Annotated in this window: 15 protein-coding genes, 2 pseudogenes and 1 riboswitch; of the genes and pseudogenes, 4 read left to right on the forward strand and 13 right to left on the reverse strand. The window is 57.7% G+C overall.

Annotated features, from left to right (window positions below; all coding sequences use genetic code 11):
* The first annotated feature begins 3 nt into the window (after positions 1–3).
* Together leuA and A3220_RS01235 are read left to right on the forward strand one after the other, a co-directional pair.
* Positions 4–1,710 carry a 2-isopropylmalate synthase gene (leuA, locus tag A3220_RS01230; RefSeq protein ID WP_062372557.1) on the forward strand — a complete coding sequence of 569 codons (1,707 nt, stop codon included), beginning with the start codon at positions 4–6 and terminating at the stop codon, positions 1,708–1,710.
* Entirely contained in the window at positions 1,711–2,868 is a 1,158-nt protein-coding gene (locus A3220_RS01235; protein ID WP_062372560.1) for a hypothetical protein, read from the forward strand.
* Between the two features lie 50 nt (positions 2,869–2,918).
* On the opposite strand, the gene atzF is transcribed toward A3220_RS01235, so the two are convergent.
* The 10 genes from atzF to epmB all read right to left on the reverse strand — a co-directional run bounded on the left by atzF (position 2,919) and on the right by epmB (position 15,783).
* Positions 2,919–4,739 carry an allophanate hydrolase gene (atzF, locus tag A3220_RS01240; protein ID WP_062372563.1) on the reverse strand — a complete coding sequence of 607 codons (1,821 nt, stop codon included), beginning with the start codon at positions 4,737–4,739 and terminating at the stop codon, positions 2,919–2,921.
* A gap of 14 nt (positions 4,740–4,753) precedes the next feature.
* Complete coding sequence (locus A3220_RS01245; protein WP_062372566.1) at positions 4,754–5,470, reverse strand: hypothetical protein; 717 nt, start codon at positions 5,468–5,470, stop codon at positions 4,754–4,756.
* Positions 5,467–6,531 carry a 2-oxoglutarate and iron-dependent oxygenase domain-containing protein gene (locus A3220_RS01250; protein WP_062372569.1) on the reverse strand — a complete coding sequence of 355 codons (1,065 nt, stop codon included), beginning with the start codon at positions 6,529–6,531 and terminating at the stop codon, positions 5,467–5,469. The genes A3220_RS01245 and A3220_RS01250 overlap by 4 nt, the downstream gene beginning before the upstream one ends.
* Positions 6,528–10,154 (reverse strand): urea carboxylase, encoded by a 3,627-nt coding sequence (gene uca, locus A3220_RS01255; RefSeq protein WP_062372572.1) that lies wholly within the window; start codon positions 10,152–10,154, stop codon positions 6,528–6,530. The genes A3220_RS01250 and uca overlap by 4 nt, the downstream gene beginning before the upstream one ends.
* A 75-nt stretch (positions 10,155–10,229) precedes the next feature.
* A complete protein-coding gene (locus A3220_RS01260; protein ID WP_058576410.1) occupies positions 10,230–10,868 on the reverse strand; it encodes an urea amidolyase associated protein UAAP2 in 639 nt (212 codons plus the stop codon).
* 10 nt (positions 10,869–10,878) lie between these two features.
* Positions 10,879–11,601 (reverse strand): urea amidolyase associated protein UAAP1, encoded by a 723-nt coding sequence (locus tag A3220_RS01265; protein ID WP_164834370.1) that lies wholly within the window; start codon positions 11,599–11,601, stop codon positions 10,879–10,881.
* 11 nt (positions 11,602–11,612) lie between these two features.
* The gene (locus A3220_RS01270) at positions 11,613–12,407 is read right to left on the reverse strand and encodes an ABC transporter ATP-binding protein (protein WP_058576412.1); all 795 of its coding nucleotides are present in this window, start codon (positions 12,405–12,407) and stop codon (positions 11,613–11,615) included.
* Positions 12,404–13,231: an ABC transporter permease subunit gene (locus tag A3220_RS01275; RefSeq protein ID WP_058576413.1), complete on the reverse strand. Its 828-nt coding sequence runs from the start codon at positions 13,229–13,231 to the stop codon at positions 12,404–12,406. Before A3220_RS01275 ends, A3220_RS01270 begins: the two co-directional genes overlap by 4 nt.
* 61 nt (positions 13,232–13,292) lie before the next feature.
* Complete coding sequence (locus A3220_RS01280) at positions 13,293–14,369, reverse strand: putative urea ABC transporter substrate-binding protein (RefSeq protein WP_058576414.1); 1,077 nt, start codon at positions 14,367–14,369, stop codon at positions 13,293–13,295.
* Between the two features lie 58 nt (positions 14,370–14,427).
* Positions 14,428–14,546: riboswitch (guanidine-I (ykkC/yxkD leader) on the reverse strand.
* A gap of 214 nt (positions 14,547–14,760) precedes the next feature.
* The gene (gene epmB / locus A3220_RS01285; RefSeq protein ID WP_044629084.1) at positions 14,761–15,783 is read right to left on the reverse strand and encodes an EF-P beta-lysylation protein EpmB; all 1,023 of its coding nucleotides are present in this window, start codon (positions 15,781–15,783) and stop codon (positions 14,761–14,763) included.
* Positions 15,784–15,920: 137 nt separating this feature from the next.
* Here epmB and efp point away from each other — a divergent pair, with 137 nt between their 5' ends.
* Together efp and epmA are read left to right on the forward strand one after the other, a co-directional pair.
* On the forward strand, positions 15,921–16,487 hold the full coding sequence (efp, locus tag A3220_RS01290) for an elongation factor P (protein ID WP_054641005.1): 567 nt from the start codon (positions 15,921–15,923) through the stop codon (positions 16,485–16,487).
* A gap of 99 nt (positions 16,488–16,586) precedes the next feature.
* Positions 16,587–17,568: pseudogene (gene epmA, locus A3220_RS01295) on the forward strand (EF-P lysine aminoacylase EpmA).
* A gap of 18 nt (positions 17,569–17,586) precedes the next feature.
* On the opposite strand, the gene asd reads toward epmA, so the two are convergent.
* From asd to rsgA, 3 genes and pseudogenes are all read right to left on the reverse strand, one after another.
* Entirely contained in the window at positions 17,587–18,429 is an 843-nt protein-coding gene (asd, locus tag A3220_RS01300) for an archaetidylserine decarboxylase (protein ID WP_062372575.1), read from the reverse strand.
* A 10-nt stretch (positions 18,430–18,439) separates the two neighbouring features.
* A pseudogene (locus A3220_RS01305) lies at positions 18,440–19,281 on the reverse strand (sulfurtransferase).
* Between the two features lie 72 nt (positions 19,282–19,353).
* The gene (gene rsgA / locus A3220_RS01310; RefSeq protein WP_062372577.1) at positions 19,354–20,376 is read right to left on the reverse strand and encodes a small ribosomal subunit biogenesis GTPase RsgA; all 1,023 of its coding nucleotides are present in this window, start codon (positions 20,374–20,376) and stop codon (positions 19,354–19,356) included.
* Positions 20,377–20,456: the final 80 nt, after the last annotated feature.

Below are 20,456 nucleotides of genomic sequence, written 5' to 3' on the forward strand. Positions count from 1 at the left end.
GCTATGATGTTGTCCGACCCTTCTAAAAAGTATCGCCCTTTCGTGGCCGTGGATCTGCCTGACCGCCAGTGGCCAAGCCAACGTATCGAAACACCGCCCATCTGGTGTAGCGTTGACCTGCGCGACGGCAATCAGTCGCTGATTGACCCGATGGATCAAGAGCGCAAACAGCGCCTGTTCGACATGCTGTTGAAGATCGGATTCAAAGAGATCGAAGTGGGCTTTCCCTCTGCATCGCAGACCGATTTTGATTTCGTTCGCTCGCTGATCGAGCAAAACAAGATTCCCGAAGACGTGACCATTCAAGTGCTGACCCAAGCGCGTCCGCACCTGATTGAACGCACCTTCGAAGCGCTGAAAGGCGTCAAGAACGCCATCGTGCACGTTTATAACGCCACCGACCCGATGTTCCGCCGGGTGGTGTTCAACGTGGATAAAACCGAGTGTATCCAAATTGCCGTGGATGCCACCGCGCAGATTCGCGATTTGATGGCGGCCAACCCGGAAACGAACTGGACCTTCCAGTACTCTCCCGAGCTATTCACCACCACGGAGATGGAGTTCGCGGTCGAGATCGTCGAAGCGGTGATGGACACTTTTGGCCCCAGCGTCGACAACAAAATGATCGTCAACCTGCCAGCCACAGTCGAAGTCGCTACGCCCAACAACTACGCTGATCAGATTGAGTGGTTCTGTCGCCATGTCAAAAAGCGCGATACCTTGATCGTTAGCGTTCATCCGCACAACGACCGCGGCACCGGCGTGGCGGCGGCCGAACTCACGTTGATGGCGGGGGCAGATCGAGTCGAGGGCACGCTATTTGGCAACGGCGAGCGTACTGGCAACGTAGATATCGTCACGCTGGCGATGAACATGTATACCCAAGGGGTGAACCCCCAGCTCGATTTTTCCAATATCACCCCGATCATGCGCGAAGCCGAGTACTGCAATCAGCTGCCCGTTCACCCGCGCCACCCGTATGTGGGCGATTTGGTCTTTACCGCGTTCTCCGGCTCTCATCAGGATGCCATCAAAAAAGGCATGGCCGACCGTCGCGCCCATCCAGAAGCGCCGTGGGACGTTCCCTACCTACCCATCGATCCGCTGGACGTAGGTCGCAGCTACGAAGCGGTTATCCGCGTGAACAGCCAGTCAGGCAAAGGCGGCATCTCTTACCTGTTAGAACAGGAGCACGGCATCGAGCTACCGCGCAGGCTCTCCATCGAGTTCAGCCAAGTGGTGCAGGAAGTGGCGGACCGCACCGGCAAAGAGATCACCTCACAAATGATCTACCAAGCCTTTGCCGATGAGTATCTAGAGCAGCGGTCACCGCTGGCACTGGTGAATCACCGTCTTTCCTCCGAGCCAGATAGCCCCAAAGTCGCGCTAGAGGCTATTGTCGAAAACGGCGGCCAACGCCAGACTCTGACCGGTGAAGGCAACGGCCCGCTGGCCGCGTTCATCAAGGCGCTGGTGGCGAGCGGCCAAGAGGTCGAAATCATTGACTATCATGAACACTCCCGCGGCCAAGGGGCGGATGCCGAAGCGATCGCTTACGTGGAAGTGCGTATTGATGGCAAAGCCGTGTTCGGCGTAGGCACCGATGAAAGTATCACCAGTGCCTCCATGAAAGGTGTGCTGAGTGCAATCAATCGCCATCACTTTACCCAAGCGCCTGCTGCCAATGTGACGGCGGAGTCGCTGGGGTAAATGCTCAAACGGCCTTGGCTGTTCATCGTATTAGTCGCCATGGCCCTGGCTGGGCTGCTCTCGCAGACGGCCTCCCATGAGCCGTTTGAAGAGACGTTGGTACGCTTGGAAGTAGAGCGGGCACTGCCCGCTCTTGAGCCCACGTTTCAAGAAGAGTCTGCTGAGATCAACGCACTGTTTCTTCACTATGCGTCGGATCAAGCGCTATGGATGAGCGCCGCGTTGGCGATATTACGTCACGGTGATATCGCTCGAAGCACGCTTCTCGACTATGGGTTATCGCCCCAATTCCAACAGGTGCTGGTGCGCTTCGGAGCGGATGCCGTGCTGCCTATCAGCTACTTCCGCGATCACGACGTGACGACGCTGCGCGCTCAGCACTGGATAGGAGTGCGCTATCAGCAAGTCAGCCGCTGGTGGGGCGATGAGCCATCGGATACCAATGAGCTAGGTGACGCAGACGTAGAGGCGGCCATGGCCGAGCTAACCCCTTTGCGGCGTGGCCAGATGGGTATCGCGTTACTCGGCAGCAACGGCCATGGGCTGCTCAACCAGTTTGTCGTGGATGACGAAGGCAACGTAGCGTGGCTGCAGGGCGAACGCTTGGTTTCCGGCGTAGGCGACTTTTTTACTAGCGGCCTACGTGATCTGGAAAGCCAGTGGCGGCGTGGCGAGGCAATAGGCGCAAGCGATCTGGGCTGGGCGGGTGTTGATCTACTGGTAATGGCCAGTGCCGTGAAAGTACTCCGCGCTGGAAGAGCCGCTCGTACGGCTCGTGTGGGAAGCGTTGAGGCACAGGCCGCTCGCACGGGTGTGCGTCAAGGGATCGTTGCCACAAGCGGGCGCTTCGCAACGCTGCCGCGCATGGCCAAAGTTGCAGCGGTAGCCGGCACGGCTTATGTGGTCATTCGCCACCCCAGCCTAGTCAGTGCATTGGGTGCCAATCTATCTCAGTGGTTAGGCTGGCCAACGTGGCTCGGGCAGTTTCTTGTCTGGTTAATTGTGCTATTACCGGTAATGTTCATTGCGCGCTTTATTTATCGCTGGCTACTTACACCACTTTTGTGGCTGTTGATGCCACTGATGCGGGTATGTTTTAAAGCCGCTAATCGTTCGCTTGGCAAGCGAACTCAAGAGCAAGCGAAGGAGCTTGTGTAAAGAAGCCCATACGCAATGTTTTACATGTGCATGGGCCTTGTATATCAGCGTTAAGATTGACTTGCCAACCACCCCCGCCAGCCGCCAAATTCGGTGATGTCTTCAGCTTCACCGCCTTCATTTAGCGCCCCCGCGGTGCAGATAAAGCCACACTTCCAACTGCCGTCGGCAAGCTCCACCTGGCCTAAGCCGAGCGGGGCAGGAATGCCCGCTAAAAAGCTGCCCAGGGTTTCGATAGGCAAACGCCAAACTTCTACTTCAATGGCTTGGCCGGTGTCGTCGCGAAGCATCGCCGGGCGCTTTGGAGGCCCACCTGCCAGAGCAAAGAGCTTATAGCGCGGGGCGCTGTGGGTGGTGCTCACCAATACGCCACCCCGCTGTGTGAGCTGATGGTTAAGCGGCAGGCCTTTTAAGTGCGCACCGCACACCACCAGCTCCATGCTGCCATCCTGGGCAGGAGCGGGTAGTTCCTCTAAAGGCGGGTGTGGAATGCTGGTTGCGCCTAACGGTAGCATTAGGCGCGCTTCAAGGGCGCGGGCGAGGGAGAGTAGCGTTAAGTCTGCAAATGCTGGCCCAAACAGCGTGACGCCCACCGGTAGGTCGCGCTCGCTAAATCCCACTGGCACCGCCAGGGCGCTATAGTCGAGCAGGTTCATAAAGTTGGTCCAGGTACCCAGGCGGGAGTTAACACCGATAGGGTCCGCTGCCACCTCGGCCTTGCTTGGGTGAGTCACCGTTGTAGGCGTGAGCATCACATCCACCTGACTAATGAGTGCGTCGGCCTGGCGCTTATATTCAGCGAGTTTATAGCGCGCATCAAAGGCGTCTACTGCCAGCGGCGTTGCCCCACCCTGGGTGATTTGGAAAGTCACCGGGTGTACCGCATCCGGGTTGCTCTTCATTAGCTCACGAATAACATGGTAGCGTTCGGCCACCCAGGGGCCTTCATAAAGTAAGCGCGCAGCAGCCAGTAACGGCGAACAGTCCAGCTCGGCCTTTTCACCGCCCAGTGCTTCAAGCTCAGCAATTGCATGGTGCATGCCTTGGGTATAGGCCGCATCGGTTTGCCACTGGGATTCCAGTGGCACTCCAAAGCGAAACGTAGCGGGCGCTTTTCCGTAGCGTTTGCCGTGTACGGCAAAGTCATGCTGGCGCGACCAAGCGCACTCGGCATCATAGGCTGCGGTAATATCCAGCACCTTTGCGGCATCGTCAGCGGTCAGCGCAAACAGGCTAATGGTATCCAGTGTGGCGCAAGCGGGTACCACGCCCCGGGTGCTAAGCAGCCCCAAGCTCGGTTTAACTCCGTATAAGTTATGAAAGCATGCAGGCACGCGGCCAGAGCCTGCCGTATCGGTGCCCAGTGCAAAACTGACCATGCCAGCGGCTGTAACCACCGCAGAGCCGCTGCTGGAGCCGCCAGGCACCAGCGTTGGGTCGAAGGCATTGGCAGGGGTGCCATAAACTTCCAGCGCCCGCTCGCCTACCAGCCCGGTGGCGAACTGATCCAGATTGGTTTTACCCATGGGAATAGCGCCCGCATCGATCAACTGCTGCACCACAAAAGCGTTTTCCGAGGGCGTGTAAGCATAGGCCGGGCTGCCCGCAGTGGTGGGTATCCCTGCGAGGTCGATGTTGTCTTTCAGCGCAAAGGGAATGCCGTAAAGCGGCAACGTTTCCGGTGACTCACCTTCTAGGCGCTGTAAATAGGGCGCCAACTGCTCGCGACTTAAGCGGGTAATCCAGGCGGGCTCTTTACCGTGGTTTTCGGCCGCTGCCAACAGCTGACTGATAAGATCAGAAGGGGTGAGTTTGCCGCTACGGTAGGCTGCATGCAGGCTGGCAATATCGAGTGCAATAGGAAGCGTCATAATAAATTCCTTAATTAAATCGGTGTCACTAAAGAAGAATGAAGTCGGTTTGCTGCACTGTCATAAATCACTCCCTTCCGCCACGGCTGGGTAGATAGCACTACCCGCCAACCGTCTTGGCTACGCTCTAAGTAGTCAAAGCATAGGCTGGCGCGCCAGAGAAGAGCGCTGTCAGTTAAGCTATTGATTGGGGCGAATAGTGCGTCTGCATTATCTGCCCAAGGGCGAGGTGTGATTGCCATAGCGTGGTCGCCGATTTGCAGCCAGCGCAGTTGGCCCTGCGCGTCTTGAATTACGTCTTCAACGGCATCGTTGGAAAGCTGTTGCCAGTGCTCAACGTACTGATCGTGCGGATGTCGCTCTTCTATAATGGTGCCGTCAATCCAGCGCAGTAGCCCTACATCCTTTTCCAGGCTAGGGCATAGATCCTGATAGCGATGCCAGGTGCATACCCCTAGCTCACTATCGATTTGGGTAATACCTGCAAAAGCAGTGAGTCTCGCCAGCCATTCAAGCTGGCGGCGGTTGCAGTCGTCTAAACCAGTGATGCCTGAAAAGTCAGGCGAGTCTGCAGGCAGGCGCAGGTCGGCATGCCAGTGCTTGCCCTGAAGCCAATAAACCTGAGTAGTGGTGTCGGTCTGTTGGTAGGGTGCTTTAGCGGGCTCATCGTAGAGCGTGCGCTGCCATACGCCACGAAATGCTTGAGGTGTGGCAGGTAAGCCGACGTTCATAAGGGGTCTTCCTTATGCTTACCATGCTGGCCCAGACTACCCACTTCCCGGGTCCCTTCGGGGAGCGCAATTTCACCCTTCTCCAAGCGCTCGCGCAGGTAGCGGAAGGTTTGGATGGTTTGGGCGAAGAGGTGGTCGCCTGCTTTTAGTGCTGAGTACCGGGCTTGTCCGTGGCGAGCGACCAGCTCGGGGAGTGGTTCGACCACGGTGTGGTAGTCACAGGCGAAAAACAGCGGGAACGAGTAGCGCTCCTCTTTCACTTTACGTACCCGATGGGAGGTGGCAACAAACTCGCCATTACTCCAGATCTCAAGCATATCGCCAATATTGACGATCAACGCGCCCTCCTTGAAAGGTACATCGATCCACTCGCCTTTCCCATTCATCACCTCAAGCCCTGGCGCGGTAGGCAGTAGCAGGGTAAAGCACTCGTAGTCAGTGTGGGCGCCGATGCCTTGGGCATCCTCAGCATTAGGGTTATAAGGGTAATGGATCAGGCGCAGCTGACTGGGCGGCTTATTGACGTGCTGAAGCAGTTGCTGGGGAGCCAGCCCCAGCGCCATAGCAAAGCCGCCCATCAGTGCGCGCCCGACGTGGTACGCCGCGTCGTAATAAGCGGCCACTGGCTCCTTGAAACCATCAAGGTTAGGCCAGGGGTTAGGGCCAAGCAGTGGCGTTCCGGCCAGCACGTCCGGGTCATCGCTAGGTAGCTCGAAAGCGAGGTCGAAAGCCTCTTTCATGTCGGGCTTGGCTGGGTCTGGCGATTCTTCGCCGGGCGGCACATAGCCGCGATGGTGATGGTAGAGGCCGATGTAGCGCTCCATTTTGATCGCTTCAGACTGTGCGAAGAAACGCTTGGCCTGATGAATCAGGCCTTCGCGCAGTGAACCATCAATACCATGGCCCACCATTTGGAAAAAGCCCACGTCTCGGGCGGCGCGGCCCAGCTCAGCGGCGACCTCGCGGCGTGCCTGTTCATCCCCGTGCAGCAGGGGATGAATGTCGATAATGGGGATCTCCTGAAAGGCTGCTAAGCGTTGGTCTGCGGCAGACGTATTCATGCGTCAGCCTCCTCTTCTTGGGTGAGCACCACCAGAGGCTGGCCGGGTCCAATGGCTGCACCTTCTGCAAGCGGCAGCCTAGCAACACGCCCAGCGCAGTGGGCCGTGACCTCTACCTCCATTTTCATCGACTCCACCAGCGCCACCGGCTGACCGGCGTCTACCTGCTCCCCCTCCTTGACCAGCAGTTTCCACAGGCTACCGGTCACTGGGCTTTCGATACCCAGTTCATTTTCGTCCAGAGTATCGACTTCTGCGCTAGCTGGTGCTTGGTCTTCAAAGGTGAACTGGCCGTTGGCGCGCCAGGCTGCCATTTCTGCCTGGAAGGCGGCCTCGCGCTTAGTGCGAAATGCCTCGATGGCGTCGGCGTTTTTATCGATATCGGCTTGGTAGTCGGCCAGTTTGAAGCGGGCCGTTTCAATAGGCAGCTCGAAGCGCCCGTGGGGAAAGTCACGGCGAATTTGCTGTAGCTCTTCGTGGCTGACTTCATAAAAGCGAAGTTGATCAAAAAATCGCAGCAGCCAAGGGTTATTGAAGTACTGTGTGGTGCGGTAACGGTTCCACATCTGCAGCGTGCGGCCAACGAACTGGTAGCCGCCGGGGCCTTCCATGCCATAAACGCATAAGTAGGCGCCGCCAATACCCACCGAGTTTTCCGCCGTCCAGGTACGGGCGGGGTTGTATTTGGTGGTGACCAAGCGGTGGCGCGGGTCGAGGGGTGTCGCGACGGGCGCCCCCAAATACACATCTCCTAAGCCCATCACCAGATAACGGGCGTTGAAGACGATATCGCGCACTTGCTGTTCACTTTCAAGGGCGTTGATGCGACGAATAAAATCCAAATTACTGGGGCACCAGGGAGCATCTGGGCGTACGCTGCGCTGATACTTGTCGATAGCTTCCTGGCAGGCGGGGTCATCCCAGGAGAGCGGTAGATGCACGACCCGGGACTCTACTTCCAGTGATTCCACATCCACCAGCGCCTGCTCGGCTTGTTGTAGGTGGACAAGCAGATCGTCAAGGCTCAGCTCTAGCGGTTCGAAATGCACTTGCAGAGAACGTATACCGGGCGTTAGCTCTCGAAGCCCTGTAAGCGGATGTTCACGCAGCCACAGCATCCAGGCGTGAACCCGGAACCGGAGGGCGATATCCAGCTCCATGGGGCCAAATTCGATCAGCAGGAAGTCATCTCCGGCACGGCGGTATACGACCCGTTCACCGGCCTCAGAGGCAGGTACATCTCGTAGAATCGGGCTAGCCCGCTCTGTGGTTAACGCAACGTTGGGGATAGGTGCTAGTGACGCGAGTTGAGTGAGTTGGCGCTCCTCTAAGTCGCGGGCGGTGGTGAGGGTTACCGGGACAAAGCGGACCTTGTCACCAGCGGTGAGTTGCCCCAGCTTCCAGCGTTCAGCGCGCACCACGGTGGCCGGGCAGACAAAGCCACCCAGTGACGGGCCGTCCGGTCCAAGAATGACCGGCATGTCGCCGGTAAAGTCGATAGTGCCAAAGGCGTAGGCGTTATCGTGAATATTGGAAGGGTGCAGGCCCGCTTCACCGCCATCCGCCCGTGCCCACTCTGGGCGTGGGCCAATTAGCCGTACACCGGTGCGGCTGGAGTTGTAGTGCACTTCCCAATCGTGGTCGAAGAAGCGTTCGATATCGCTATCAGTGAAAAAGTCTGGCGCGCCGTGGGGGCCATAAAGCACGGCAATTTCCGTCACGCTTTCGGAACCGTTGCCAATGGCGGGGGCTAGCGCGTTATCCAGCGTGCGTGAGGGCGCAGGCATCAGCGTGGGCAGCTCCAGCATATCGCCGCTGCGCAGTGCCCGCCCGCCATGGCCGCCAAACTGGCCTAGAGTGAAGGTGCTGCGAGAGCCCAGATAGCGAGGGCATTCAATGCCGCCGCGCACTAGAAGATAAGCGCGTGCCCCAGCGGTGGCCTTGCCTAACGTAAGCGTGGCACCGGCCGGCACATCAATGACTTCCCAGTGATTAATGGGGTTGCCATCCAGCGAGGCGGGCAACTTGGCGCCTGCTAGCACGACCTGTGTGGCCCGGTGAAAGCGCAGCGTGGGGCCCTGGAGGGTAATTTCTAGGCCAGCGGCATCCGTGGGATTGTCGAGCAGGCGATTGCCAAGGCGAAACGACCAGTCGTCAAACGGGCCGGAAGGCGGCACACCCACATCCCAGTGACCCTGGCGACCGGGAAAATCCTGAATTGTGGTGAGCGTGCCAGGGGCGATCACTTCCATGGCGGGAGGTGCCCACGCCAGGGTGGTAAGCCAGTGGGTGTCGATATCCGCCTGCTGAAAGCGTTCGGCACGCAGAACGTGGGCAAGCCAGCTACGGTTGGTGGCAATGCCATAAACGCTGGTGTTGTCCAGCGTATCCGCCAGCTGTGCCGTCGCCTGCTTGCGGCTTTCGGCATGCACCATCACTTTGGCTAGCATGGGGTCAAATAGCGGTGACACTTCCAGGCCTGCCTCAATGGCGTGGTCGATGCGCAGGCCGCTGGCTTCAGGAAAGATGACTTCCGTCAGTAGCCCGGCGCTGGGGCGAAAATCGTGAGCAGGGTCTTCGGCGTACAGACGTGCCTGGACGGCGTGACCAGTGGGAGAGAGCGTCTGGGCAAGTGTTTCCAGGCGAGGGAGTTCTCCGGCGCCGAGCTTTACCATCCATTCGACGATATCGACGCCGTAGACCAGCTCGGTGACGCCGTGCTCCACCTGTAGGCGAGTATTAACCTCCAGAAAATAGAAAGCTTCACGCTCGGCGTCGTAAATGAACTCGACGGTTCCCGCGCTGCGGTAGTTGACCGCTTTGCCTAGTTGCACCGCCGTGGCGTGCAGTGATTGGCGCACGGCTTCGGGGAGGTTCGGGGCTGGGCACTCTTCTAGTACTTTTTGATGGCGGCGCTGGGTAGAGCAGTCTCGTTCACCGAGGGCGATAACACTGCCCTGGCCATCGCCAAACAGCTGTACTTCCAGATGGCGGGCACGTGCGATATAGGCTTCCAGGAAGACACCGCCATCGCCAAAGTTGCGCTCGCCAAGGCCTTTCACTGACTCAAAGGCGCGTGCCAGCTCCGTGTGAGAGTGGCAGACCTGCATGCCGATGCCACCGCCACCAGCAGTGGATTTCAGCATGACCGGGTAGCCAATTCGTTCGGCGGCTTGCTTAGCGTCTTCGAGGGTCTCCAGCAGCTGTGATCCTGGCACCAGCGGTACGCCTGCCTTTTCGGCGAGTGCGCGGGCTTCGTGCTTGAGGCCAAACTGCTGTATCTGCTCGGCGGTGGGGCCTAGAAAGACGAGCCCGGCGGCATCGCAGGCGGTAATAAATCGCGTGTTTTCCGAGAGGAAGCCGTAGCCAGGATGGATGGCCTGGGCACCGCTTTGTTGGGCGATAGCGATCAGTTTGTCGATGTTCAGGTAGGTATCGCTAGCCGCCCCCTCTCCGAGTGAGTAGGCCTCATCGGCTTGATGCACATAAGGGACGTCACGGTCGGCATCGGCGTACACCACCACGCTCCCCACGCCTAAAGCTTTAAGCGTGCGTAGAATACGGGCGGCAATCGCGCCGCGATTGGCAATCAGGACTTTGCTAAACGTTTTATGGATGGACATGGCACTGCCTGCAAACAAAGGCGGGTCGTCCCGCAGGTTGTTTGGCCTTCTAGGGTCGTCCCTAGGGCGAATTACTTAACCCCAAATCAGTAGCTCGATGGGCGTGGGGTTGTAGCCGTTGCAGGGGTTGTTGAGCTGAGGGCAGTTGGAGATCAGCACGATGACATCCATTTCTGCGACCATTTCCACATACTTGCCCGGTGCGGAGATACCGTCTTCAAACGTCAGCCCGCCGTCGGCGGTGACCGGCACGTTCATAAAGAAATTGATGTTGTGGGTGATATCCCGCTTGGTCAGGCCATACTCTGGGTGGTTGGCGATGGCCTGCATCCAGTTGTCCCGGCAGGAGTGCATATGGCGCTTTTCCAGGTCGTAGCGCACGGTGTTGCTTTCGCTGGCGCAGGCGCCACCTAGGGTGTCGTGGCGGCCGCAGGTGTCGGCGGTGAGGGTAAGCATCGTGCGGCCTTCGCTGGAGATCAGCTTGGAGCCTGCGGTGAGATAGACCGCTCCTTGTTCGCGAACGGTATCCATGGCGCTGTAGCGCTCGGCGATGTCGTCGGCGCTGAAGAACAGCGTGTCAGCCGCTTGATTGCCTTCCAGGTCTAAAATCCGCAAGGTTTGGCCCTGCTTCACGGTGCCAATATAGTGATCGCCCGCATTAACGGTAGTGCGGCTAATCGCGTTTTCGGGGCGTAAGGTACTCTCGATAATCATGGTTTTCCCCTTAAAGGCCGAGGTGGTATAGGCGGTTATTGGCAAAGCCACGGGCGTTTTCTGGCCGTGAGCGGTAGCAAGGATCGTCCTCTGTCGGTGGCTCAGCCGTACCTAACGCGATATCGACGCCACGGCGCGGGTAGTCAGTGGCAGGGTCCAGCGGGTGAGGGCAGGTATGCAACAATACGAGGGTATCCATTTCGAAGCGCAGCGTGACGCTGTTGCCCGGCTGGCAGTGGTTGCTGACATAGTGCAGCTTGCCTTCGTCATCGCTCTCGACGCGAGAGAACAGGTTGAAATTGGCAGCCATGTCTCGGCGGCCAAGCCCATACTTGGCGAGTTCGACCAGGAAGGCGTCGAAGCCGGTGCGTGTCCAGTCATTGTGGGCCTGCTGGTAGCTCACTGGCTGCCAGCCTTTGGCCAGCAAATGCTGGGGCATCAGGTTGCCGCCAACGCTGTCGTGCCAGCCAAGATCATCATGCGTGATCGAGGCAAAAATGCGGCCCATATCCGAGTAAAGGCAGTGGCCTTGGGTCAGTTTGAACGTGTGCTGGCACTTCAAGGTGTCCGGCAGGTTCAGGCGCTCCAGCAGGTTTTCTGGGTTGTAGCAGAGTAGCCCTACGTTGGTGTCAGCTTGCTCGGCGGTCAGGGTTAGCGTCGCGCCGCGACGTAGGCGAAGGGACCAGTGGTGCCCGCCGGGTAAATGGGTGGTGTAGTACGGTTCGCTATTCATGGCAGCGCTCGTCATAGCAGCGTCTCCTGAGTGTGGGTTTTCAGACCGCCCTGATGAAGTGCTTCCGTTAAGGCTGTCGCTGGACGGTCTCTCGAAATGGGCAGATCGTAGGTAATGGTGGCGCCATAGGCTTCTGGGGCTTGAGGGTCTTGGCGGGTTTTGTCGAATACCCATAGACGTGTGCCCAGCTCAAAGGCCTCTTTTAGGTCGTGGGTGATCATGAAGATGGTGAGCTGCTGCTCTTGCCAAAGTCGCGTGATTAATTCGTGCATGTCCTGGCGAATGCCGGGGTCCAGGGCACCAAATGGCTCATCCAGCAACAGCATGCGTGGCCGCATCATGAGCGCCTGGGCGATGGCTAGACGTTGCTGCATGCCGCCGGACAGCTCATGGGGATACTTATTAAGCGCGTGACTTAGGCCAACTTCTTCAATACGTGCTTGGGCTTTCGCAATCGCGTGCCGTTTGGCAGTGCCAAAACTTTTTCCAAGCAGCTTGGCACTATGCAGCTCATCGGCCATCATCACGTTGCCCAGCACAGTCAGGTGTGGAAAGACGGAATACTTCTGAAATACCACGCCACGGTCTGGGCCGGGTTCGTTAGGAATGGGCTTTCCATCTAATAGAAGGTTGCCTTTTGAAATGGCTTCGGTGCCTAGCAGCATCTTTAAAAACGTGGTTTTACCGCAGCCAGAGGCGCCTACCAGCGTGACAAATTCTCCCTGCTCGACGCTGAAATTAAGATTTTCAAGTACGACGTGATGGCCGTAGTGCTTTTCTAGGCGTTGGGCGGACAGTAGGCTCATGATTTGTCTCCTTCGCCCGAGTGGTACCAGGGAAAGGCAAGGCGCGATGTCCAGGCGAGAATCTGGTCAAGAAGGAACGCCAGCAGCGTAATCCACGCCACGTAGGGCAGAATCACGTCCATCGACAGGTAGCGGCGAACCAGAAAAATGCGGTAACCAAGCCCCTCTTGGGCGGCAATTGCTTCGGCAGCTATTAAAAACAGCCAGGCGCTGCCGAGGGCCAAGCGAGTGGCATTCAGTAGCCGCGGCGTGAGTTGGGGCAGTAGCACCCGCAACAGTACCTGCCAGGAGCTGGCTCCCAGGGTTTGTGCTTTGATCAGCTGTTCATCGGGAAGTCGCAGCGTATGGCCTTGCAGGTCGCGAATCAGAAACGGCGTCACCCCAATCACGATCAACGCGATCTTGGCGGCCTCACCGGTGCCAAAGGCGATGAATAGAATCGGAAGTATCGCCATCGGAGGGATGAGCGACGCGACGGTGACCAGCGGTGAGAGTTTGGCGCGGATGAGCGGAATGCCGCCGTTTAAAATACCCACTACGAGGCCGATGAAAGCGCTGATCGCCACGCCAATGAGAATCCGCTCTAAGCTGGCGAAAGTGTCTGTCCATAGAACGATTTGGCCAGTGCGTACGTTTTCTGCGGTGGCCAAATGATAAAATGAGCTTGCCATGGTGGCCGGAGTGGGCAGTAGCCGATCATTAGGGTTCTCGGCCAGTCGGGCATTGGAAAGGCTCAGGTAAACCATGGCCAATAACAGGAAAGGCAACAGTCCCAGCAGCCATCTGCTCCCTCGGGATGGGGCTAGATTAATGAGTCGCTTCATGGCGGATGTCCATCGAAGATAAAAGCAGAGGGAGCAGCCGTGGCTACTCCCATGGCGCTAGTTACTGAGCGTCGAGGTAAGCTTGGGTAAAGCTGGGGTCGAAGCGCAGTTGCACGTTGCTCTCGTCTCCGAAGACGCCGCTGGGTGTCTCAATGCCGACGACTTCTGCGTTTGGTGCCATGTCGCCTAGTAGGCCGTGCTGGAAGCTGAATTCAGCCACTCGCTGCATGGTGTCGAGTAGCTCTGGGCTTTCCATGAGCGCGATGGCTTCGGCGGGGTCGGTGTAGAGGTAGGTGGCGGCAAGTTGCTGACGATAACCGTCAATATCAGTGCCAGCGGCATCTGCCATGATGCCAAGCGCATTTTCATCATCTGCCTCGATGAGTCCCATCACTTCATACCAAGCGCCTACCAGGGCATGACCCAGTGCCGGGTTATCCGCCAAGGTTTGAGTATTCACGACCATCATGTCGAGTATCTCGCCGGGGATCTCAGCTGAGGTGTACACCACGTTGCTATCCGCCATATCCTCGATGGCACCTAACTGGGGGTTCCAGGCAGCGACGGCTTCTGTGGTGTCGCTCGCGAACAGGCCGACGATATCCGCATCGGACGTATTCACCGTTTCGATATCGCGTTCAGTCAAGCCAACGCTTTCGAGAGCACGGGCCAGAAAGTAGTGAGAGACGCTGAATTGAACGAGATTGACCTGACGGCCTGCGATATCGGCTAGGTCATCGCTGCCTTTCAGCACGATGCCATCATTGCCGTTGGAATAATCGTTGATAATCAGTGCGGTGGAGTCGACGCCGCTGGCCGCTGGAATCGTTAGAGCATCCATGTTGGTCATGGCACACCCATCGACGTTGCCAGAAGTGAACTGATTGATGGATTCCACGTAATCATTCACCTGCACGACATCGATACTAATGCCGTATTCGTCGGCCCACTTATTGACCACGCCTTCTACGTCGGCATAGGCCCAGGGCATCCAGCCGGCATAAATCGACCAGCAGACGCTAAAGTCGCTGCGTTCTTGCGCTTGGGTAGGTGTGATCGTCAAAGATGATGCTAGTAGCGCCGCGGTCAGCGGAGCTAGGGACAGGCTTTTGAGGGCAGAGCGGTTGGAACGGGTCATGAGAGCCTCCAGCGGCTAAGAAAAAACTCAGGGGGCATCGGCTCATCACTGTGCCTTATCCTCCCGGGCTTTTATCCCGCCGTGTAACCTTGCGCTTGCAAGGTCGATCGCTCTCGGACCAGCCACGTCCATCGGGGGCATATCATTGATGGCGTCGGAACCCTAGCGATCTATTGGAAACTCGATTGTGTGGCAGCGAAGGCAGCCAATACCCCATGTGTAACGATTAACTACACAGCAAAAAATCGGCCGCCATCGAAAAAGGTTTTTTATTTTAAAGGGTTATCAAGTTTCCGATGCTTCTCTATACGTTGAGTGCTCGCACGATGCGTTATCGTGGTGCGCAGATTTGCCGCGACGCACCACAATCACACAAACCTGTAGCGTAACGCTACAAAGGCGTCTTGCTCATCTTACCTGGCACTTCACGCACCAGCCGTGGCATGAGAAAGCCGGGTAAGTGTTCCAATAGTGCTTGTATGAGCGCTTGCGCCTCTTTGTCAGGCACGTCAAAGTGCGCGGCGCCCTGAACTGGGTCGAGTACGTGGAGGTAGTAGGGCAGCACGCCTGCTTCAAACAGCCGTTCCGAGAGGGCTGCGAGGGTAGGCACGTTGTCGTTAATGTCCCGTAATAGAACGCTCTGGTTTAGCAGCGTGACGCCTGCCTGTTTTAAGCGCGTGCAGGCATCCACCACGGCTTGGTCGATCTCATTGGCGTGGTTGATATGCAGCACGACGACTTTTTGTAAGCGGGTGCTGCCTAACCAGCTCAGCAGGCCTTCATCCACACGGTCGGGAATGACCACGGGCAAGCGGGTGTGAATGCGCAGCCGTTTTAGGTGAGGAATGCTCTCTAGCTGTTCAACCAGCCACGCCAGCTGCCGGTCGCTGGCGGCAAGGGGGTCGCCTCCTGATAGGATGGCTTCGTGAATCGAGGTGTCGGCACGTAGGTAGTCCAGCGCTTCCTGCCACTGGGCGCGGGAAGGCGAGTTCTCGCTATAAGGAAAATGGCGGCGAAAGCAGTAGCGGCAGTTGATTGCGCAGGCTGGGCTTGCTATCAGAAGTACCCGGTTTGCATATTTATGGATCAGCCCTTTGACGGGGCGGTGGTCGGCTTCCTCTAACGGGTCTGTGACGTAGCCCGGTGAGGCCAGTGTTTCATCGCCTATAGGCAGCACTTGACGCAACAGCGGGTCATTAGGGTCGTTGGGCTTAATGCGGGCAAGGTAAGCGTCGGGCACGCAAATATCGAACAGACGATGTCCGGCCTGCACTTCGGGCAGCCATTGGGCGTCTAAACCAAGGCGTTGGCAGAGCGTGTCGGGATCACGAATCGCATGAGAAAGCTGCTGCTGCCAGGAGGTTGAAACCTGGGCATGGGCGTGGTGACCAGCGATAATGATGTTCTCCTGCAAAAAGCCCTCCTTCGGGTTATCATGCGCGCACTTAGCGGCGTTGCTATTCGCAATGACGCAACTGACGGTAACGTAAGTGGCTGGCGGATCGCCGCACGTACGACATAGACAATTGAAACAGACCATTGAGAGGCATTATGGCGAACTATTCTACCAACGAATTCAAGGCAGGTTTGAAAGTAATGCTCGACGGCGACCCCTGTTCGATCGTTGAGAACGAGCTGGTGAAGCCGGGTAAAGGCCAGGCGTTCAACCGCGTGAAGCTGCGCAACCTGATGACAGGCCGTGTGGGTGAGAAAACCTTCAAGTCTGGCGACTCTTTAGAAGGCGCTGACGTCATGGATCTGGAAATGGAGTACCTCTATACCGACGGTGATATGTGGTACTTCATGAAGACCGACGGCTCGTTTGAGCAGTATGCGGTAGAGAAAAAAGCGCTGGGTGATACCGTCAAGTGGCTAAAAGAGCAGGTACCTTACATTCTTACCTTGTGGAACGATAAGGCCATTTCCGTAACGCCGCCTAATTTCATCGAGCTGGAAGTCGTAGAGACTGACCCAGGCCTAAAAGGCGATACGGCACAGGGTGGTTCTAAGCCTGCTACGCTATCTTCGGGTGCTGTGGTTCGCGTACCGCTGTTCATCAATCAGGGTGAAGTGCTGAAAATCGACACCCGTTCTGGTGAGTACGTATCACGCGCTTAACCGCGCGATGATAAAAGCGGCAGACATAGTCGCTTAAGCGTTTCGTTCATAAAGCCACGCGATACTGTTGCGTGGCTTTATGTTGTTAGGGAGAAGGGAATGACACTGAACTGGCAGCCAACGGCAACGATAGGCACCTTGCGCGAGCGCGCACGTTTGATCGCGACGGTGCGCGCCTTTTTTTGCTGCTCGGGGCATATGGGAGGTGGAGACGCCAGTGCTCGGCCAAGGGGGCAGCACCGACGTGCATCTAGTGTCGCTATCGTCGCTTGCCCGCACCGATAAAGGTCAGCGCAAGCTATGGCTGCAAACCTCGCCTGAGTTTCATATGAAGCGACTGCTGGCGGCCGACAGCGGCCCCATTTTTCAGCTGGCAAAAAGCTTTCGTGATGGCGAAGTGGGGGCTCGGCACAATATCGAATTCACCATGCTGGAGTGGTACCGCCCTGGTTTCACGCTGGCGCAGTTGATAGAGGAGACAACGGCGCTGGTGGAGCACGTATTGCCCCAGTCACCTGGCCCGGTGGTGTACTACCGTTATCGCGAACTCTTTCATCGCCACTTGGAGGTAGACCCGTTCACCACGTCGCTGGTCACGCTGCGGTCGCTAGCAGCAGAGCGGGGCAATATGTCGGCCCAAGCGCTAGCCGAGGAGGGGCGCGATACTTGCCTGGATCTGCTCATGGGAATGGTTATCGAGCCAACCTTGGGGCAACAGGAGCTTAGCGTAGTCGTTGACTATCCTGCGAGCCAAGCGGCGCTGGCGCGACGTCATCAGGATGCCGATGGCGAATGGGTGGCCTCTCGCTTTGAGCTATACCTGAACGGTATCGAGCTCGCCAATGGCTACGATGAGTTGACCGATGCCGAGGAGCAGCGCCAGCGTTTCGACGCAGATAATGCCGAGCGTCGCCGGTTGGGGCTGCCTGAAGTAGATGTCGATGCTCATCTACTGGCAGCGCTAGAACAGGGGCTGCCAGCCTCTTCCGGCGTGGCGCTGGGGCTGGATCGTTTGATCCAATTAGCGCTGGGTAAAGCGCGCCTGGAAGAGGTCTTGGCGTTTTCGACGGCTAACTGCTAACAACGCGGCCAGCCTGGCTCAGGGCGTTGGGGTGGCGAGGCTCTGCCCCATTTGCACTGTTGCCCCTAGCGCGTGGTTGCCAAACGCCACGGGTTTAGCGAAACACAACACGACGGTGGAGCCGAGCTTGAAGCGGCCCATCTCAGCACCTTTCTCCAGCACAATCGGCTGCCCGAAGCGCATGCGCTGAGGGTGGCCCGACAGCGGTGTTACTTGCCCAGACCAGACGGTTTCAATGGCGGCCACAATCATGGCGCCGACCAGCACCATCGCCATAGGGCCGTGCTCGGTATCAAAGATGCACACCAAACGCTCATTGCGGGCGAACAAGCCGGGCACGTAGTTGGCGGTGGCTTGGTTGACCGAAAAGAGTCGCCCCGGCACGTAGATCATTTCCCGCAGCGTGCCGGTCACTGGCATATGCACGCGGTGGTAGTCGCTTGGCGAGAGATAAACCGTCGCGAAGCTGCCGTTCAAAAACTCATCAGCTAACGCTTTGTCGCCGCCCAGCAGGGTTTGGACGGAAAACGTATGCCCTTTTGCCTGCACCAGTTTGCCCGCCGTGGTGAGGCGGCCAAACTGTGAAAGCGTGCCATCCGCAGGGCTCAGTAGACCTTCGCCCAGTGGGCGAGCATCCGCTTTCAGCGCGCGGGTAAAAAAGTCGTTGAATGTGGCGTAGGCGGTGGGGTCTGGCTCCAGCGCCTGGCTCATATCCACCTTAAAGCGCTTGATAAACGCTTTAATCAGGGTGTCTTTCACCCAGGGGGTATCGCACTGGGCAAACTTACCCGTCAGACGCGACAGCGCGTGTTGAGGCAAGGGGTATTGAAGTAGTGAAAAGGCTTTTTGGGAAAGGGTCACAGTAATATCTTCATTTCTCGATGGGTGTATCGTCGCGGTTGCCCCATTCACCCCAGGAACCCGCGTAGCCGCGTATATTAAAGCCTAGCGCTTTACCTACAAGCCAAGTAAAGCTGCTGCGGTGGTGGCTTTGGCAGTGGGTGGCAATTTCCTTATCGGGAGTGAGCCCTAGGGCATTAAGTTCGGTCATGAGCTCGGCGTAGTCGCGGATTCTCAGCGCCCGGCTGCGATCCATGGCGTCTAGCAATCCATGTTCACCGCACCGGGGATGTGTCCCAGGTGTTTATTGTTGCCGCGTTCTCCGTCGTACTCCGCTTTGGAGCGAGCGTCCCAGATGGCAAACTGTTTGTTGCCGAGCTTATCTTTGATCTCATCACAAGTGATGGCGGCACTGGGGTTAAGAATCTCGGCGTGGTATTCGCTGGGGGTTGGCGCGGTGAGTTCGGTGCTCTCTTCCAGACCGGCGTCGCGCCAGGCGTGAATGCCGCCGTTTAGATAGGAGTAGCGGGTGTGGCCGATCAGCTCCAGTGTCCAGAGCAGGCGAGCTGCCCAGCCGCCGCCTTCGTCGTCGTAAGCCACTACATGGGTGTCGCGGGTTAATCCCAGCGCGCTGAATAACTTGGAGAGAAACTCCACCGACGGCACGTCGTTCGGCACTGGGCCTTCGCCGCGCATCAAGTAGCGAAAATCCAGATAAATGGCGCCGGGAACGTGGCCCTGACGGTAGCTTTCGCCATTGGCGGGCACATCGATAATCAGCAGTTCAGGCGCCTGTAAGTGCTCTTGTAACTGCTCCGGCTCCACGATGAGTGGCAATAGATTGTGTTCTGATGAGTGGCTGGCGGTGCTCATATCCGGCTCCCTTAACATTAAGACAACTGCAACGAGGCTAACGGCGGTGTTGCCCTGGTCATTGTAGGTTCGTCACTGCGGATTCAAGCTATCGAGAATACGTCGATAGCTGGCGAAACGCTCTGGATGAATCTTGCCTGCCTCGACGGCGTCCAGTAAAGCGCAGCCCGGCTCATTGCGGTGGCGGCAGTCCCGGAAGCGGCAAAGGCCAAAATAGGGGTGGAACTCGATGAAACCATCGGTCACTTCCTGCTCGTCCAGATGGATCAGGCCAAACTCGCGAATGCCGGGCGAGTCGATAAGTTCGCCATTGCTGACTTCGTCGCTGCGCATGGCATAGAGACGCGCTGTGGTCGTCGTGTGCGTGCCTTTACGCGAATCTTCCGATAGCGCGCCAATACGCAGGGTTTCGTCGGGCAGTAGTAGGTCAATCAGCGATGATTTGCCCACGCCACTTTGGCCGACAAATACCGAAGTGCGGCCCGCGAGCTGCTGGCGCAACTTGTCCAGCCCTTCGGGGTTGGCCGTGGTGGTGCGTACCACCGGATAGCCTAGCTGGTGATAGCGCTCCAGCAGCTGACCGAGTTCGCCGCCATCGTCTGGCAGTAAATCGGTTTTATTCAGCACCAGCACAGGCGCGATGCCGGTAGCTTCAGCGGCTACCAGATAGCGGTCAATCAGGTTGGGGTGGGGTGCAGGCTCGACGGCGAATACAATCAGCAGCTGATCAATATTAGCGGCTACCGGCTTAAGCTGGCCGCGTGGGTCGGGGCGCTTCAAAATACTGTCGCGCTCTTCACGGGCAACCACCACGCCAGAGCCATCCTGGCCTGCCCGCCAGATCACTCGGTCGCCGGTTACCAAGCCATCTAGGTTGGCGCGCAGGTGGCAGCGTATAGGTGTGCCGTCGGCGTCACGCACTTCCAGAGTACGGCCAAAGTGAGCCATCACTCGACCCGGCTGCTCTGGGCCGTATTCGCCTGCAGAGAGCTTTTCGGCATCCTTGGAATTGCGCTTTTCAGCGCGCTGGGCGCGTTCGGCTTGAATCTTCTCGACTCGCCACTGCTGCTGGCGGCTTAATTTACGTTTGCTCATGACCACCTGATGATCGTTACAATAGAAGGCATTGTACCCACCTGGGCGGTCGACTGTCCTGTATGGGGTGCGGGTTAGCG

It is taken from the genome of Halomonas sp. KX33721, assembly GCF_001596805.1.
Classification (GTDB): Bacteria; Pseudomonadota; Gammaproteobacteria; order Pseudomonadales; family Halomonadaceae; genus Vreelandella; species Vreelandella aquamarina.

Coding starts and splice junctions, on each gene's coding strand:
- A3220_RS01265 (WP_164834370.1), bottom strand. CDS start 11,601: ATGAATAGCGAACCGTACTACACCACCCATTTACCCGGCGGGCACCAC.
- A3220_RS01245 (WP_062372566.1), bottom strand. CDS start 5,470: ATGAACGTCGGCTTACCTGCCACACCTCAAGCATTTCGTGGCGTATGG.
- leuA (WP_062372557.1), top strand. CDS start 4: ATGATGTTGTCCGACCCTTCTAAAAAGTATCGCCCTTTCGTGGCCGTG.
- efp (WP_054641005.1), top strand. CDS start 15,921: ATGGCGAACTATTCTACCAACGAATTCAAGGCAGGTTTGAAAGTAATG.
- A3220_RS01275 (WP_058576413.1), bottom strand. CDS start 13,231: ATGAAGCGACTCATTAATCTAGCCCCATCCCGAGGGAGCAGATGGCTG.
- A3220_RS01235 (WP_062372560.1), top strand. CDS start 1,711: ATGCTCAAACGGCCTTGGCTGTTCATCGTATTAGTCGCCATGGCCCTG.
- A3220_RS01280 (WP_058576414.1), bottom strand. CDS start 14,369: ATGACCCGTTCCAACCGCTCTGCCCTCAAAAGCCTGTCCCTAGCTCCG.
- A3220_RS01250 (WP_062372569.1), bottom strand. CDS start 6,531: ATGAATACGTCTGCCGCAGACCAACGCTTAGCAGCCTTTCAGGAGATC.
- rsgA (WP_062372577.1), bottom strand. CDS start 20,376: ATGAGCAAACGTAAATTAAGCCGCCAGCAGCAGTGGCGAGTCGAGAAG.
- A3220_RS01270 (WP_058576412.1), bottom strand. CDS start 12,407: ATGAGCCTACTGTCCGCCCAACGCCTAGAAAAGCACTACGGCCATCAC.
- atzF (WP_062372563.1), bottom strand. CDS start 4,739: ATGACGCTTCCTATTGCACTCGATATTGCCAGCCTGCATGCAGCCTAC.
- uca (WP_062372572.1), bottom strand. CDS start 10,154: ATGTCCATCCATAAAACGTTTAGCAAAGTCCTGATTGCCAATCGCGGC.
- A3220_RS01260 (WP_058576410.1), bottom strand. CDS start 10,868: ATGATTATCGAGAGTACCTTACGCCCCGAAAACGCGATTAGCCGCACT.